The sequence below is a fragment of the Prauserella isguenensis genome, from assembly GCF_014191605.1.
Taxonomy (GTDB): Bacteria; Actinomycetota; Actinomycetes; order Mycobacteriales; family Pseudonocardiaceae; genus Prauserella; species Prauserella isguenensis.
This window is the reverse complement of sequence record NZ_JACHWU010000003.1, coordinates 521,764-535,752: the sequence shown is the minus strand read 5'-3', so window position 1 is coordinate 535,752 and position 13,989 is coordinate 521,764. Positions and strand designations below refer to the sequence as shown.

The window sequence follows — 13,989 nt, the reverse complement described above, 5'->3', positions numbered from 1 at the left end:
TCTGCACTACGTGAGCGCCCCGATCGGAATCTTCGACTCCGGCGTCGGCGGGTTGACCGTCGCCCGCGCCATCGCCGACCAGTTGCCCGCCGAGAGCCTGCGGTACGTCGGGGACACCGCGAACGCCCCGTACGGCCCGCTGCCCATCGCCCGCGCCCGCGAACTCGCGTTGCGGGCGCTCGACGGGCTCGTCGACGACGGGGTGAAGGCGCTGGTCATCGCCTGCAACACGGCTTCGTCGGCGTGCCTGCGCGACGCCAGGGAGCGCTACGACATCCCGGTCGTCGAGGTCGTGTTGCCCGCGGTGCGCCGCGCGGTCGCCGCGACCCGCAACGGCCGCGTCGGCATGATCGGCACGGAGGGCACCGTCCGTTCACGTGCCTACGACGACGCGTTCGCCGCGGCCCACGACGTGCGCCTGGTCAGCGTGGCCTGCCCGCGGTTCGTCGACTTCGTCGAGCGGGGCGTGACGTCGGGGCGGCAGGTGCTCGGACTGGCACAGGGGTATCTCGAACCGCTCGCGCGCGACGGGGTCGACACATTGATCCTGGGCTGCACGCACTATCCGCTGTTGACGGGCGTGCTGCAGCTGGCGATGGGCCCTGACGTGACGCTCGTGTCCAGCGCGGAGGAGACGGCCAAGGACGTCGTCCGCGTGCTCACCGAACGCGACATGCTGGCCGAGCCGGACGAAGAACCCCGGCACGTCTTCCACGCCACCGGCGACCAGGAGCGGTTCACACGCCTCGCGGGCCGGTTCATGGGCTTCGGACCCGCGCTGCCGGTCGGCTGAACCCCGGCGTCCGCACTGCTGCGGGGCGGGTCCGTGCCGACCGCCACGTGCGACGTGCTCGCCGCCACGTAGTGCGGGCGGCGGGCGATCGGCCTGTGGCAAGGTACGAGCCGTGCGACTCTCGATCCTCGGTTGCTCGGGCAGCATCCCCGGGCCGAACAGCGCGGCATCCGGCTACGTCGTCGAAGCGGACGGTTTCGTGCTCGGACTTGAACTGGGCAACGGCACGCTGGCGCAGCTGCAGGCCCTGCGGGATCCGTTCGACCTGGACGCACTCGTCCTGTCGCACCTGCATCCGGATCATTGCGCGGACATGAGCGCGCTGACCGTGTTGCGCCGCTATCACCCCGCGCCGCCGTACGACCCGGCCCTGCGGCGCCTGCCGGTGCACGCGCCCGCACAGGCTCCCGCGCGGCTGGCCAACGCGTTCGCCGCCGACGAGGACGAACGCAGCGGTGCGGACCTGTCCGACGTCTACGACTTCCACTCGCTGGAAGTCGGTGCGCGGAGCCTGGGCCCGTTCGACGTCGTGACCGTGCCGATGGCTCATCCGACACCCGCGTTCGGGGTGCGGTTGTCGTGCGGGGGGCGCACGCTCGCCTACACCGGTGACACCGGGCCGTGCGACGAGCTCGATGCGCTCGCGGGCGGGGCCGACGTGCTGCTGGCCGAGGCGTCGTGGACCGACGCTCCCGACCGGCCCGCCGGAGTGCACCTGTCCGGCAGGCAGGCCGGTGAGCTGGCCGCGCGCGCAGGAGTCGGCAGGCTCCTGCTCACGCACATCGCGCCGTGGACCGATGCCGCCGCGGTGCTGGCCGAGGCGCGGTCGGCGTTCGGTGGTGACGTCGCCGTGGTGGCCCAGGGCGAGGGGTACGACATCTGACGCCTGCGGGTGCGGGTTCGCCCCGCCGCGGCGGCCCGTCGGGGCGACAAGGAGGGCGGGCCGGGTTGTAGGGTCGGCCCCGTGGTGCGAAAAGACGGCAGAAACGACGACCAGCTTCGCGAAGTACGGATCACGCGCGGTTTCCAGCAGTGGCCCGCGGGATCGGTGCTGATCGAGTTCGGCGACACGAAGGTGTTGTGTGCGGCGAGCGTCACCGAGGGTGTGCCGCGCTGGCGGGTGGGCTCCGGGCTCGGCTGGGTCACGGCCGAGTACGCGATGCTGCCGTCCGCGACGCACGACCGCAGCAGCCGTGAATCCGTCAAGGGCAAGATCGGCGGCCGGACCCACGAGATCAGCAGGCTCATCGGCCGGTCGCTGCGCTCGTGCATCGACCTGGCCGCGCTCGGCGAGAACACGATCCAGCTCGATTGCGACGTCATCCAGGCCGACGGCGGTACGCGCACGGCGGCGATCACCGGCGCCTACATCGCGCTGGCCGACGCCATCACGTGGCTCGACGCCGCGGGCAAGCTCGCCGATCCGAAGCCGCTGTCGGCGACGGTGTCGGCGATCAGCGTCGGCGTCGTCGATGGCAGGGTCCGGCTGGACCTGCCCTACGAGGAGGACTCGCGCGCCGAGGTCGACATGAACGTCGTGGCCACGGACACGGGCACCCTCATCGAGGTGCAGGGCACCGGCGAGGGCGCCACCTTCACGAGGTCCACATTGGACAAAATGCTGGATCTGGCGCAGGCCGGGTGTGCCGAGCTCGCGCGGAAGCAGTCCGAGGTGCTCGCCGAGCCGTATCCCGGCACGCTGCCCGAACCCGCTCCCGCCGGCAAGAAGTCGAAGGGTTCCAAGTGACGACCAGGCTCCTGCTCGCCACGCGGAACACGGGCAAGCTCGACGAGCTCCGGCGTATCGTCGTCAAGCGCGGCCTCGGTGACGTCCGGGTGCTCGGACTGTCCGATGTGGAGGACTTCCCGGAGGCTCCGGAGACCGGTGCGACGTTCGAGGAGAACGCGGTCGCCAAGGCGTACGACGCCGCGAAAGCGACGGGACTGCCCGCGATCGCCGACGATTCAGGACTGAGCATCGACGCGCTGGGTGGCATGCCCGGGGTGCTCTCGGCTCGCTGGGCAGGCAGGCACGGCGACGACGAGGCGAACCTGCGGCTCGTGCTCGGCCAGCTGCAGGACGTGCCGGACGAGCGCAGGGGTGCTGGATTCGTGTCCGCGGCCGCGTTCGTCGTCCCCGACGGCAAAGAGATCGTCGTCCGGGGCGAGTGGCGCGGCACGATCATCCGGGAACCGCGGGGCGGCAACGGGTTCGGCTACGACCCGATCTTCGTGCCGGATGGTGAGACGCGGACCTCGGCCGAGCTCACGCCCGCCGAGAAGGACGCGGCGTCGCACCGGGGCAAGGCCCTGCGGTCGCTGCTGCCGCACCTGCAGGAGTACGTCGGAGGCGACTGAGTCGCGTGCGGCGTTCCGGTGCGCTGCGGGGCGACCGCGGGGCACCGGAACGCGCAGACCACCCGGGTGCCGGAGCTCAGTCGTGCAGGAGCTCAGCCGTGCCGGAGTCGGCCGCCCGGAACTCAGGCGTCGAGTTTCAGTTCCTTCAGCAGGCGCGCGACGTGGCCCGTGGCGCGGACGTTGTACATCGCCTTCACGATCACGCCGTCGCCGTCGAGCACGAACGTCGAGCGGATGACGCCCTGCACGATCTTGCCGTAGTTCTTCTTCTCGCCGAACGCTCCGTAGGCGCTCAGCACGCTCTTGTCGGGGTCCGACAGGAGCGGGAACGTCAGCCCCTCGTTCTCGGCGAAAGTGGCGAGCGTGGCCGGCTTGTCCGGCGAGATGCCCAGTACCTGATAGCCGGACTCGCCGAGCAGTGCCAGGTTGTCGCGGAAGTCGCACGCCTGCGTGGTGCAGCCCGGGGTGCTCGCGCGCGGGTAGAAGTACACGACGACAGGGCTGCCGCGGAAGTCCGCGAGGGACACGTCGCGTCCCTCGCTGTCGTGCAGGGTGAAGTCGGGTGCCTTGTCGCCGGGTTCCAGTCGCGTCTGCTCGGTCATGGTCGCAGCGTATCCGGCGCGGGTGCGCGGTGGCCGGAGTGTCACACCCGGCCGTGGTAGGTGGCTTCGACCTGGCCGGACATCTCCGGGCACACGGTGAGTTCGACCGGCGTGTGCCGGGCGGGGACGGCGAAGGCGTACTGCAGCTTGATCTCGTCGCCCATGGGAAGGTCGTGGTCGGCCTCGACGATGCCGGTGTAGCCCTGTGTGGGGTCGACGACCTGCGGGGCACGTTCGTGACCGGTACTGGCGCGCACGGACAGCTGGGAGAGACGGTAGGGCTTGCCGGTCCCGTTGCGCACCGTGAGCATGAACGCGGCGGCGCGGTCGGCGTCGGGGAACGCCGACTCGCTGGGTGTGAACGTCTTCGGCTCGGACACGGTGACGACCAGTCCGGAGCCGAACTGGTAGTCGCCGCCGAACAGCACCGCCGGCCGGGCAGGCGTTTCCTGCGCGGGCGTGGCGGACACCGGTACCCGGCTGGTGGTGCCGGGAGGCACGGCTGCGCCGCCCGCCGGCGTGGCGGTCTCGACACCGCCACAGCCGGTGAGTGCCAGGAGCGCGCAGACGGCCAGCGCCGAACTGCCCATTCGCACCGCGGTGGCTCCTGTTCCGCCCGGCGGTGCGGGCGCACCGTGGGCTCGTCGTCGGTGCGGATTCCGCCGAGGCCCCGCCGGGTCGCGGGTCCGCACCGGGCGCCGGTCGACGCCCCGGACCACTGTGCGTGCGCCGGCCCGGTGGTGCCACCCGCAGCACGTGGTTGAGGCGTTCCTGGTTCTGGCCTGTGTCCTGCTCGTGACCCGCGGATGTCGCGTGTCACACGGTTGGGTACCGCTGAACGGGGCAGTTCGCTCGCGGCGCCGGGCGCGTACCCGCGTCGGTCCCGCGCGCGGAGGCGCCTGCGACGTCCGTCAGAGCGCGAACGCGAACAGCAGGATGAACACGGCGACCGTCACGAGCCACGCGACGATCAGCCAGCCCCAGTCGCGCCACGGGTCGACCACGCGGTTGTCCTCACCGGGCACGTAGACGCCGCGCAGTTCGAACCAGTCGGCGAGACGCCCCGGCCAGCTGAGCGGGTTCCGCACGGGAAGGTCACCTCCGGCCCGGTCGACGACGGTTGCCGTGACGGTACTGCACCCGCGTGAGCGCGGGCACCGCCGTGGGCGTTCGAATCCCGCCCGCGTGGTACCCGGCGGGCACGCGAGGTGGTCGCGCACCGCACCGGCGGACCTGGAGGAATCGATGAACGCACTCTCGGCGCCGCACGCGTCGGCCCGGAGCGAGGCCTGGCCGTCGCTGGCGGTCGACGACTGGACACGCACGCGGGAGACGCTGCACATGTGGCTGCAGATCGTGGGCAAGGTCCGCATGGCGCAGGCCTCGATGCTGAACCACTGGTGGCAGGTTCCGCTCTACGTGTCGGCGCGCGGGTTGACGACGTCGTCGATGCCGCACGGTGACGACGTGTTCGACATGGAGTTCGACCTGGTGGCCGAGGTCCTGCGGATCCGTTCCAGTCGTGGTGGGACCCGGGAGGTGCGGCTCGAACCGAAGCCGGTCGCGGTGTTCTACCGCCAGGTCATGGACGCGCTGGCCGACCTGGGACTCGAGGTGTCGATCATGGCGACGCCCGTGGAGGTCGAACGCGCGATCCCGTTCGAGCACGATCACGAGCACGCCGCCTACGACCCGGAGCACGCCCGGCTGTTCTGGCGGCAGCTGCGCGCGGCGGACCGGGTCATGAACCGGTTCCGCTCCCGGTTCTACGGCAAGAGCAGCCCGGTCCACTTCTTCTGGGGGGCCATGGACCTGGCCTGCACACGCTTCTCCGGCCGGGCCGCTCCGCAGCATCCCGGTGGCGCGCCCAACTGTGCCGACTGGGTCATGGTCGAGGGCTACTCGCACGAGCTGTACAGCTGCGGCTTCTGGCCGGGCGGCAGTGCGGAGGGCAGCTTCTACGCGTACGCCTACCCCGAACCCGACGGCTTCGCGACCCACCCGGTTCGACCGCACGTCGCGGCCTACTCCGCGGGAATGGGTGAGTACCTGCTGCCGTACGACGCCGCCCGGTCCGCCGCAGACCCTGACGGGGCGGTGCTGGAGTTCCTGCAGACGACCTATGAGGCGGCGGCCGACAACGCCGGATGGGATCGCGAGGCACTCGAAGCGCACCCGCACCGCCACGTGCTGCCGTTTTGAGTCCCGCCTCGGGTCGCGTGGCGGAGCTGTCCCCGCCAGGGGCGAGGACAGCTCACAGGCGGTCCGTCGGGTCCGGCTCCACGGGTCTGTCGGCGAGTTTGAGCCAGACGAGGCCTGCGATGATCACGGCCAGCCAGCCGGCTGTCGCGAGGGTCGGGCTCTCGTCGAAGAAGACCGGCCCCAGGGTCGCCGCGCCGACGGCACCGGTGCCCGCCCACACCGCGTACCCGATGCCGACGTCGATGGTGCGCAGCGCGACGCTGAGGGCGAACAGGGTCAGCAGGAAGAAGACGACGGCGACGGCCGACCAGGACGCCACGGTGAATCCTTCGCTGCCGCCGACGGCGAGCGCGTAGCCGACCTCGAACCCGCCAGCGAGCAGGAGGACGAGCCAGGCCCGGCCGCGCCGGTCGGGTGTCGCCGTGGGTGTGCCGGGGTCGGTCTCGTCGGGGTGTGGCGTGGCGGGGTCGGCGGTCGTGCCGCGGACCGCCGCGTGTGGGACCGCCGTGCCGGGGTCGTTGTCCGGTGCCATGTCGGTTCCTTTCCCGGTGAGGTGATCGAGGCCGCTGGGGCGGCCGGGAACGGGCAGCGGTGGTGGTGGCGCGTGAGGGATACGGTGCCGTCAGCCGGCGCCGCTGAGCTGCAGTCCGGCGACGCCGACGATGACGACGGCGATGCCCAGTAACTTGCGAACGTTCAGCGACTGTCCGAACAGGACGGATCCGAGGACGACGATGCCGACCCCTGCGGCGGAGGTCCAGACGGCGTAGCCGACGCCGACGTCGAACGTGAGCAGCGCCAGGCTCAGGAAATAGGTGGCGACGGCGCCGCTGAGCAGCGTCGTGATCGTCCAGCCGGGCCGGGTGAACCCCTGCGCGCGGCTCGCGGAGAGAGCGACGGCGATCTCGAGAACGACGGCGACGGCGAGGAACAACCAGTGCACGAGGATCCCTTCTGTCGGTGGTGTTCGGTGGCGGGTGCGGCGGAGCGCCGGGCTCGTCGGCCCGGTCGGCCGGCGGTTCGGCGGTCCCGCGGCTCGGCGACGCTCCGTCGGCGTTCGGCTGAGGCCGTGCGAGCTACGTGGCTTCGACGTCGCTCATCGAGTTCCGTGGAGTGCAGGACGGGCAGACGTAGTCGGACCGGATATGCAGGCGGACGGTCATGGTGAGCCTCCGGTTCGGGTCGGCCACCGCGTGCCGGTGGCCGACCCGAGCGTGGAAGTTGACACCGGTGTGAAGTGCAAGACTGGTGCCGGAACGTCCTGTCCGGGAGGCGTGATGCGGATCGGTGAGCTGGCGGCGGCCAGCGGGGTCAGCGCTCGTTCCCTGCGGTACTACGAGCAGCAGGGACTGATCGAAGCGCGACGTACCGCAGGCGGGTGGCGGAACTTCGACGAGTCCATGGTCGAGCGCGTCGTGCTGATCCAGCACCTGTTCGCGGCCGGCTTGTGCAGTGGCACCGTCTATCAACTGCTGCCGTGCCTGCAGGCGCCGCCGGAGGAGCGCACCGGTGTGATGGAACGCCTGCTCGCCGACGAGGTCGCGCGGCTCCAGGACAAACGCCGTGACATCGAGCGGGAGCTCGAAATCCTGCAGGCGCTCCGCGAGGACACCGCATCGGGCGGGAACGCCGCAGCGAGCCGGGACCGCGCGTCGCCGCGGGGCGGGACGGCGCGGTGGGACGTGTCGTCGGGGTGAGGTTGCCCGTGGGACGCGTGGTCAGGCGCCGCCGTGTCGGCGGACGTGCAGTGCTCGGACCTGTTCGGCCAGTTCCGGAACGGGGCCGTCGATCAGAGCGTCGGGGACGATCTCGCCGATCGGCAGCGGCTGCACCCGCGACGGCGGGACGCCCAGTTCGGTGAGCCACGCGGTCAGCTGTTCCGACGACGAGGCGTACACGATGCGGCCCAGCCCGGCCCAACCGTGCGCGGCGGCGCACATCGGGCAGTGCTCGCCGGAGGTGTAGACCGTTGCGGCGGCGCGCTGTTCGGCTGTGAGGTGCTCGGCGGCCCAGCGTGCGATGGCCAGCTCCGGGTGCTGGGTGTGGTCGCCACCGGCAACGTGGTTGTGGTCTTCGAAGGCCCGCGCCCCGTCGGCGGTGACGAGCACCGAACCGAACGGCTCGTCACCCGATTCCAGGGCCTCGGCCGCGAGTTCGACGCACCGCTGCAGGTGCGCCAGGTCCGTTTCGTCCACCATGGCGGGCAGTCTCGCGCACTCGTCGCGGCGTGGCCAGTGGGGTGCCGTCACGGCCCCGGGCAGACCCCGCCCGGGTAGGTCCCGCCCGGGGCAGGCAGCACCGTGTGTCGGCTGTCCGGCTCCGTGTCTCTGCCTGCGGTCTCCGCCCCCGGGGTGTCCGCCTCCGTGCCTCCGCGTCAGTCGGCGACGCCCTGGACGCTCCAGCCGCCGTCGATCGGGACGACGGTGCCGGTGATGTACGACGCGAGTGGGGTGCCGAGGAAGTACGCGAGCTCGGCGACCTCAGCGGGCAGGCCGAACCGGTCCATCGGCACGCGAGCGAGGAACTCCTTCTCGTCGATCACGCCACGCCGGATGAACTCCGCCGACAGTTCCGTCTTGATCGGACCGGGTGCGATGCCGTTGACTCGGATTCCGCGGGAGGCCCACTCCGCCGCGAGGCCGCGGACGAGGCCCGCGACTCCGGCCTTGGCGGCGCCGTAGGCGGTACGGCGGGGAAAACCGCGCATCCCGTTGATCGACGACATGAGCACCAGTGCTCCGCCGGACGGCATGTGCGCGGCCGCCTGCTGCGCGCCGACCATCGCGCCGGTGAGGTGAACGCGGAGCAGGGAGTCCCAGTCCTCGGCGGCGTAGTCGAGCGAGTCGCCTGCCTTGGCGTGCCCGGCGTTGGCGACGAACGTGCCGAGTCCGCCGGGCGTCGCGGCCGCGTGGGCGCAGGCCTCGGCGAGGTCGTCGGACGAGGCGGCGTCGCCGGTGGCGGCCACGTGCCCGTCGCCGGGCCAGCCGGCCACGGTCGCGCCGAGCCGGTCGCCGTCGAGATCCACCCCGACGACGGGATGTCCGGCGCCGGCGAATCGCGCGGCGATGGCCGCACCGATGCCTTGTGCGGCACCAGTCACCACGACGGCGGATGCGGGGCGGGCGGTGGCGTCGGACCCGGTGTGCCGAGTCCCGGTGTGTTCAGGCGCGGAGGGTTCAGGCGCGGTGGGCGCAGGTACGGCGGGGTCGGCAGCGGTGCGTTCAGCCATCGCGCGGCTCCAGGTCGAAGGTCTGCTGCACGTCGATGCGCTTGCGGGCGATACGTAGGCCGTCGCCGCCGGGCACGAGCAGGTCGTCGTACTCGCCGAACACGGCGATCGCGTCGTCGGCGGTGCGGGAGACCGCCTGGAAATACGCGGTGACGGCGAGACCGTCCCGGTGCGGCTCGACGAGCACATTGGTGACCATGTGCTTGCTCCACACCGTGGGCCCGCCGAACACGGTGCGGTAAAAGGCCAGCACGGTGTCACGGCCCTCGCGCAGCCCGTCGACGCGCTCGAAGGCGACATCCTCGGTGAACACCAGGGCGAGCGCCGCCTCGTCGCGGTTGTCGACGGCGCGGGCGTAGCGATGCAGCGTCGCGCGTGCGGCCTCGGCGCCGGCCGGATCTGCGATGGTCGTCATGCGGCTCCTCCTCGGACTGTCTCGGGCTCACGGGTGGTGCCGAGCGGACTGCCGTCCAGATGACGGCGCGGCAGGAGCAGGACGAGGCCGATGCCGACAGCCGCCGGGATCAGGAAGACGTAGAAGCTCCACTGCACGGGAAGGTCCGCCGCCGCGATCAGGCCGCCCATGATCGGTCCGACGATGCCGCCGAGGCGGGCGACGGTCATGATCGACCCGAGTGCGGTGGCGCGGATGGTGGCGGGGAACCACGTCGCGATGAAGCCGTTGAGGATCACCGCCGTGCCGTTGGCGCCGACGCCCGCCAGTGCGACGGCGACGTACAACACCGGTGTCGGGGGCGCGAGGCTCATCGTCACCAGTGACAGCACGCCGATGCCGAATCCCCAGGTGGCGACGGTGCGTGGACCGATGCGGTCGGCGAACCACGACATCGTCGTGGCGCCCGCGATCGCGCCGAGGCTCATGGTCGCCAGGAAGCTCAGCGCCGAGCCGAGCGGATATCCGGCGGAGCGCATGATCTCGGGTAGCCACGTGCTCAGGCCGTAGATGAACAGCTGCCCGATGAGCGTGGCCAGCGCGAACACGACGGCGGTGGTCAACAGTGGCCTGCGCGCAAGGTCGCGCAGGCGTGCGCGGGGCTCCGAGGCGGTTCCCGGACCGGCGCGTTCCGGGAGGCCGTAGCGGTCGGCCACCACGCGGGCCTCGTCGTGCCGTCCCTTGCTGTGGAGGAAATCCGCCGACTCGGGGAGTGCGAAGTAGGCGACGGGCACGAGAAGCACCAGGGGGAGCACGCCGATCGCGAACATGGGGCGGAAACCCCACTGTTCGATCACCACGAGGCCGATGAGCGACGCGGCGATGGTGCCGACGGAGAAGCCCGAGCTCACCAGTGCGTTGAACAGGTTGCGGCGACCGCGGGGCGCGAACTCTGCCGTCAAGGCCAGCGCCGTGGGCAACAGCCCGCCGAGCCCGATTCCGGAGGCGAACCGGAACAGGCCGAACAGATCCGGATCGGGGGCGATCGCGCACGCACCCATGAACACGGAGAACCAGCTCATACTCGCGATCAGCATCCGTCTGCGGCCGAGCAGGTCCGTGGCCAGGCCGCAGATCAGCGTGCCGACGAGCATGCCCATGAAGGCGTAGCTCGCGATCACGCCCGCGCGGGCCTCGTCGAGGTTCCACGGTTCGTACTCGAGCAGGGCGGGGATGGTGGTGGCGAAGACCGACAGGTCGTACCCGTCGAAGATCACCGCGCAGCAACAGATGACGGCGACGAGGTTGCCGCTCCCGGCGCGCGTCGGCGTCGTAGGTGCGCTCACGCGGGTCCTCCTCGGCCTCGGCTCCGTCGGTCCCGGTTGCGGACCCGGCGACAAGATCATGTCAATCATGACTATGAATGTCCAGGCCGTGTCCGCGGGATGGAGACGCGGGCAACGAGCTCGTCGGTGCGAACGGTCGACGTCGTGCCGAGGTGTGTGCCCGGTTCAGGGCGCCGCGTGGTTCAGGGTGCCGCGTGGTTCCGGGCGCTGCGTGGTTCAGGGTGCCGCGTGGTCGAGGTGTGCCGCGTCGGCGAGCGCGTCGAGACACGCGCCGACGGCGGGCCGTGGATGGGGTTCGGCCGTGACGGCGTACAGCGTGCGATGCGGCGCCGGGTCCTCGAGTCGCAGCGCGCGGACGTCGTAGCCGGAGGCGACGGCCAGCGACATCGCCGGCATGAGCGCGGTCGCGCCCAGGCGGGTGACGAGCGAGAACTGGGTGGCGTACCCGGTGACGTAGTGGCGCACGTCCGGTTCGACGCCGCGTTCGCGCAGGGTGTGCTGCAGCCACGCGTGGGCGCGGGACCCCGCCGTCCACGACACCCAACTGTCCCTGGCGACGTCGGATGCGCTGATGACGTCCGCGGCCGCGCGGGGATCGCCTGCGGGCAGCATGACGCGGGCGGTGTCGTCGCGCAGGCCGCGCCACGTGGTGTGCGGCGGGCGTGTGACCGGCATGTTGTCCCAGCTCTCGACGACCGCGATATCCAGCTGGCCGTTGACCAGCATCGGCAGGCTCTTCTCCGGTTCGGCCTCCACGACGGCGGGTTCGATGGCGGGATGGTCGGCCACGAGCGCCGTGAGCGCTTCGGTGACGAACACGTAGACGCCCGTCGGCACCGTGCCGACGCGCACCGGTCCGGTGATGCTGCCGGACAGGGCGTCGATCCGGGTGCGGGCTCGTGCCAGCTCGTCGAGCGCGGTCTCCGCGGACTCGGCGAGCACCTTTCCCGCGGGGGTGAGCTTCACGGTGCGGCCGTGCGGTACGAGCAGCCGGACGCCCGCATCGCGTTCCAGTTTGGACAGTTGCTGGGACACCGCGGACGGCGTCAGGTGCAGCACCTCGGCCGCCGCGGCGAGCGAGCCGTGCCGGTCGACGGCGTGTAGAGCCTGGAGGCGTTCGATGCGGAACACGTAAGCAACGATACGGGTGTCCCGGGCCGATGCCGCCTGTGATGCGAACCTCTGATGACGGTTCGTGACGAGTATTCGTCAGTTTTCATCGCTGGTGTCCGCGCCGGTGCGCAGGTCTGATGGATGCCGTGACCGATACCGCCACGCCGACCGTCCGGCCGTCCGCCCCCGACACGCCCGCCGCTGCGGATCCGACGGGAACCGCCGTTCCCGCCGCCGCACCGTCGCCGCAGGGACTGCTGGACCGTCTCGATCCGCGGTTCGTCGCCGTCGCCGGGGCGCTGACGATCGGCACGACGGCGTTGTTCGTCGCGCTGGCCGACGCCTCCAGTGCGACCGTGACGTTCTACCGCTGCCTGCTCGCCGTGCCACTGCTGTTGGCGCTGGGCCTGCGGGGCGGTATGCGGTGGCGGTTCCATCGGCACCACGCGCTCGCCGGGGTGTTCCTCGGCCTCGACATGGTGCTGTGGTCCGAGGCGATCACCGGCGTCGGTGCGGGCGTGGCGACGGTGGTGGTCAACGTGCAGGTCGTGCTCGTTCCGTTGGCATGCCTGGTGCTGTTCCGTGAGACCGTGCGCACGGTCTTCTGGGCCACCGTCCCCCTGGCGCTCGGCGGGGTGGCGCTGGCAGGCGGTGTCGCCGATGCGAACGCCTTCGGCGACGCGCCCGTCTACGGCACCGTGATGGGACTGCTCGCGGGCGTCGCCTACACCGGCTACCTGCTGGTGCTGCGCCGTACCGACCAGCCCGGTTCGCAGGTCACGATGTTGACGACCGTCAACGGCGTCGGTGCGCTCGTCGCCATGACCGCAGGACTGGTGACCGGCACGCTCGACCTCACGCCGTCGTTGTCCTCGTTCGGTTGGATCGCCGTGCTCGCCGTGACGGGGCAGATCCTCGGCTGGATGCTCGTCGGGTCGGCGATCCGCAGGCTGTCCGGTGCGCTCGGTGCGACGTTGCTGCTGATCCAGCCGGTCGCGGCCGTCGTGCTGGGTGTGGTGTTCCTGCATGAGACGCCGTCGTCGCTGCAACTCCTCGGTTGCGGACTGGTCGTCGCGGCCGTGGCCGTGGTGGCGAGGACGGCCAAACCCGCGTCCTGACGCGCAGCCGCGCCGGGTGCGCACCAGGGTCCGGCTGGTGAACCGCGTCGCCGCGCCCCGCCGACGCGGTTCGGGTCGGACCGGCCCTTCTCGATCGACACCACGGTCTGCCGGGAGGCCCCCAGTAGCTCGGCCAGGTGCGCCTGCGACCAGTGATGTTCGGCGCGCAGCGCTGCGACGACGTTGTCCATCACGTGGCCCGGCGCTTGAGGAGCTGGTACCGGGGTTCGCCCGATGTCCGCGTCCGCGACGGCTCGAGGCGGTAACATCATCGGCGCCGGGCCTGCCGGTCCGGCGCCGGCCCACGTCGCTCGCCGGGGTGCGGTCGTCGTCATCGCCGAACCGTCGCCCCGTCCTCGGGAGGTAGCTCGATGGACATCCCGTCCACGCAGTCCGCGCCGCAGTCGATCGGGCCCGGTGACCCCGCCCGGGATGCGGTGCTCCAGGCCGCCACGGCGCCGCTGCGCAACGCCGTCGGGGACCGCCTCGACGTCGAGGTGGAGCGACTCAACCGCGTCGGGTCCCGGGTGTTTCTGCAGGGCACGATGCGTAGTGCAGGCGGTGGTCGGGCGGACTACACCGACACCGTCTTCGAGACCCGCCGCGCCGACGGCGTGATGTCCGACGTCTACGTCGCGTTGCTCGAGAAGACCGACGCCGCGGTCACCGAAGGCGACGCCCGGTCGTGGCGGGTGGCCGAGTACGCCATCGGCCCGACCGACATCGCCTGGCTTCCCTGGGCGGACAGGCACGAGGTTCCGCGCGCCCTGTTCGGTTTCTGATTCGGCACCTGGCGGTCGGCCCGGCTGAACGTCGTGGCCGCGCCTCGGCGCC

Annotated in this window: 18 protein-coding genes and 1 pseudogene; 8 read left to right on the top strand and 11 right to left on the bottom strand. The window is 71.4% G+C overall.

Going from position 1 to position 13,989, the window contains the following annotated elements:
- The first annotated feature begins 1 nt into the window (after position 1).
- From murI to rdgB, 4 genes are all read left to right on the top strand, one after another.
- Positions 2 to 793 (top strand): glutamate racemase, encoded by a 792-nt coding sequence (gene murI / locus FHS23_RS15230; protein ID WP_183656149.1) that lies wholly within the window; start codon positions 2 to 4, stop codon positions 791 to 793.
- Positions 794 to 905: 112 nt separating this feature from the next.
- Positions 906 to 1,676, top strand: a complete 771-nt coding sequence (locus FHS23_RS15225; protein WP_183655252.1) for an MBL fold metallo-hydrolase — start codon at positions 906 to 908, stop codon at positions 1,674 to 1,676.
- Positions 1,677 to 1,757: 81 nt separating this feature from the next.
- A complete protein-coding gene (gene rph / locus FHS23_RS15220; RefSeq protein WP_183655249.1) occupies positions 1,758 to 2,540 on the top strand; it encodes a ribonuclease PH in 783 nt (260 codons plus the stop codon).
- A complete protein-coding gene (gene rdgB, locus FHS23_RS15215) occupies positions 2,537 to 3,151 on the top strand; it encodes an RdgB/HAM1 family non-canonical purine NTP pyrophosphatase (protein ID WP_183655246.1) in 615 nt (204 codons plus the stop codon). The genes rph and rdgB overlap by 4 nt, the downstream gene beginning before the upstream one ends.
- A gap of 122 nt (positions 3,152 to 3,273) precedes the next feature.
- Here the strand turns inward: rdgB and bcp are convergent, their stop codons facing one another.
- From bcp to FHS23_RS15200, 3 genes are all read right to left on the bottom strand, one after another.
- Positions 3,274 to 3,753 (bottom strand): thioredoxin-dependent thiol peroxidase, encoded by a 480-nt coding sequence (bcp, locus tag FHS23_RS15210; RefSeq protein WP_183655243.1) that lies wholly within the window; start codon positions 3,751 to 3,753, stop codon positions 3,274 to 3,276.
- Positions 3,754 to 3,794: 41 nt separating this feature from the next.
- Positions 3,795 to 4,349 (bottom strand): hypothetical protein, encoded by a 555-nt coding sequence (locus FHS23_RS15205; RefSeq protein ID WP_183655240.1) that lies wholly within the window; start codon positions 4,347 to 4,349, stop codon positions 3,795 to 3,797.
- A gap of 315 nt (positions 4,350 to 4,664) precedes the next feature.
- Positions 4,665 to 4,841: a hypothetical protein gene (locus tag FHS23_RS15200; protein WP_183655237.1), complete on the bottom strand. Its 177-nt coding sequence runs from the start codon at positions 4,839 to 4,841 to the stop codon at positions 4,665 to 4,667.
- Between the two features lie 157 nt (positions 4,842 to 4,998).
- On the opposite strand from FHS23_RS15200, the gene FHS23_RS15195 reads away from it, so the two are divergent.
- Complete coding sequence (locus FHS23_RS15195; protein ID WP_183655233.1) at positions 4,999 to 5,955, top strand: DUF5996 family protein; 957 nt, start codon at positions 4,999 to 5,001, stop codon at positions 5,953 to 5,955.
- Positions 5,956 to 6,007: 52 nt separating this feature from the next.
- Here FHS23_RS15195 and FHS23_RS15190 read toward each other — a convergent pair whose 3' ends face one another.
- Positions 6,008 to 6,487: a DMT family transporter gene (locus tag FHS23_RS15190; RefSeq protein ID WP_183655230.1), complete on the bottom strand. Its 480-nt coding sequence runs from the start codon at positions 6,485 to 6,487 to the stop codon at positions 6,008 to 6,010.
- Between the two features lie 90 nt (positions 6,488 to 6,577).
- Positions 6,578 to 6,898, bottom strand: a complete 321-nt coding sequence (locus FHS23_RS15185; RefSeq protein WP_183655227.1) for an SMR family transporter — start codon at positions 6,896 to 6,898, stop codon at positions 6,578 to 6,580.
- A 334-nt stretch (positions 6,899 to 7,232) separates the two neighbouring features.
- Here FHS23_RS15185 and FHS23_RS15180 point away from each other — a divergent pair, with 334 nt between their 5' ends.
- Positions 7,233 to 7,652, top strand: coding sequence for a MerR family transcriptional regulator (locus FHS23_RS15180; RefSeq protein WP_183655224.1), 420 nt, complete (start codon positions 7,233 to 7,235; stop codon positions 7,650 to 7,652).
- 21 nt (positions 7,653 to 7,673) lie between these two features.
- Here the strand turns inward: FHS23_RS15180 and FHS23_RS15175 are convergent, their stop codons facing one another.
- The 5 genes from FHS23_RS15175 to FHS23_RS15155 form a co-directional block, all read right to left on the bottom strand.
- Entirely contained in the window at positions 7,674 to 8,153 is a 480-nt protein-coding gene (locus FHS23_RS15175; RefSeq protein ID WP_183655221.1) for a nucleoside deaminase, read from the bottom strand.
- Between the two features lie 176 nt (positions 8,154 to 8,329).
- On the bottom strand, positions 8,330 to 9,058 hold the full coding sequence (locus FHS23_RS15170) for an SDR family oxidoreductase (protein ID WP_183655219.1): 729 nt from the start codon (positions 9,056 to 9,058) through the stop codon (positions 8,330 to 8,332).
- Between the two features lie 118 nt (positions 9,059 to 9,176).
- A complete protein-coding gene (locus tag FHS23_RS15165) occupies positions 9,177 to 9,599 on the bottom strand; it encodes a nuclear transport factor 2 family protein (protein ID WP_183655216.1) in 423 nt (140 codons plus the stop codon).
- Complete coding sequence (locus FHS23_RS15160; protein ID WP_183655214.1) at positions 9,596 to 10,924, bottom strand: MFS transporter; 1,329 nt, start codon at positions 10,922 to 10,924, stop codon at positions 9,596 to 9,598. The genes FHS23_RS15165 and FHS23_RS15160 overlap by 4 nt, the downstream gene beginning before the upstream one ends.
- A 216-nt stretch (positions 10,925 to 11,140) precedes the next feature.
- Positions 11,141 to 12,055: a LysR family transcriptional regulator gene (locus FHS23_RS15155; protein WP_343053958.1), complete on the bottom strand. Its 915-nt coding sequence runs from the start codon at positions 12,053 to 12,055 to the stop codon at positions 11,141 to 11,143.
- A 128-nt stretch (positions 12,056 to 12,183) separates the two neighbouring features.
- On the opposite strand from FHS23_RS15155, the gene FHS23_RS15150 reads away from it, so the two are divergent.
- Complete coding sequence (locus FHS23_RS15150; RefSeq protein ID WP_183655211.1) at positions 12,184 to 13,155, top strand: EamA family transporter; 972 nt, start codon at positions 12,184 to 12,186, stop codon at positions 13,153 to 13,155.
- An 80-nt stretch (positions 13,156 to 13,235) separates the two neighbouring features.
- Here FHS23_RS15150 and FHS23_RS23595 read toward each other — a convergent pair.
- Positions 13,236 to 13,346 (bottom strand): annotated as a pseudogene (locus FHS23_RS23595) (helix-turn-helix transcriptional regulator); the annotation flags it as partial.
- Between the two features lie 180 nt (positions 13,347 to 13,526).
- On the opposite strand from FHS23_RS23595, the gene FHS23_RS15140 reads away from it, so the two are divergent.
- Entirely contained in the window at positions 13,527 to 13,937 is a 411-nt protein-coding gene (locus FHS23_RS15140; RefSeq protein WP_183655208.1) for a hypothetical protein, read from the top strand.
- Positions 13,938 to 13,989: the final 52 nt, after the last annotated feature.

Excerpts from the sequence above, each read along its gene's own strand:
- bcp (WP_183655243.1), bottom strand. The coding sequence starts at position 3,753 with ATGACCGAGCAGACGCGACTGGAACCCGGCGACAAGGCACCCGACTTC.
- FHS23_RS15195 (WP_183655233.1), top strand. The coding sequence starts at position 4,999 with ATGAACGCACTCTCGGCGCCGCACGCGTCGGCCCGGAGCGAGGCCTGG.
- FHS23_RS15190 (WP_183655230.1), bottom strand. The coding sequence starts at position 6,487 with ATGGCACCGGACAACGACCCCGGCACGGCGGTCCCACACGCGGCGGTC.
- FHS23_RS15180 (WP_183655224.1), top strand. The coding sequence starts at position 7,233 with ATGCGGATCGGTGAGCTGGCGGCGGCCAGCGGGGTCAGCGCTCGTTCC.
- FHS23_RS15175 (WP_183655221.1), bottom strand. The coding sequence starts at position 8,153 with ATGGTGGACGAAACGGACCTGGCGCACCTGCAGCGGTGCGTCGAACTC.
- FHS23_RS15165 (WP_183655216.1), bottom strand. The coding sequence starts at position 9,599 with ATGACGACCATCGCAGATCCGGCCGGCGCCGAGGCCGCACGCGCGACG.
- FHS23_RS15140 (WP_183655208.1), top strand. The coding sequence starts at position 13,527 with ATGGACATCCCGTCCACGCAGTCCGCGCCGCAGTCGATCGGGCCCGGT.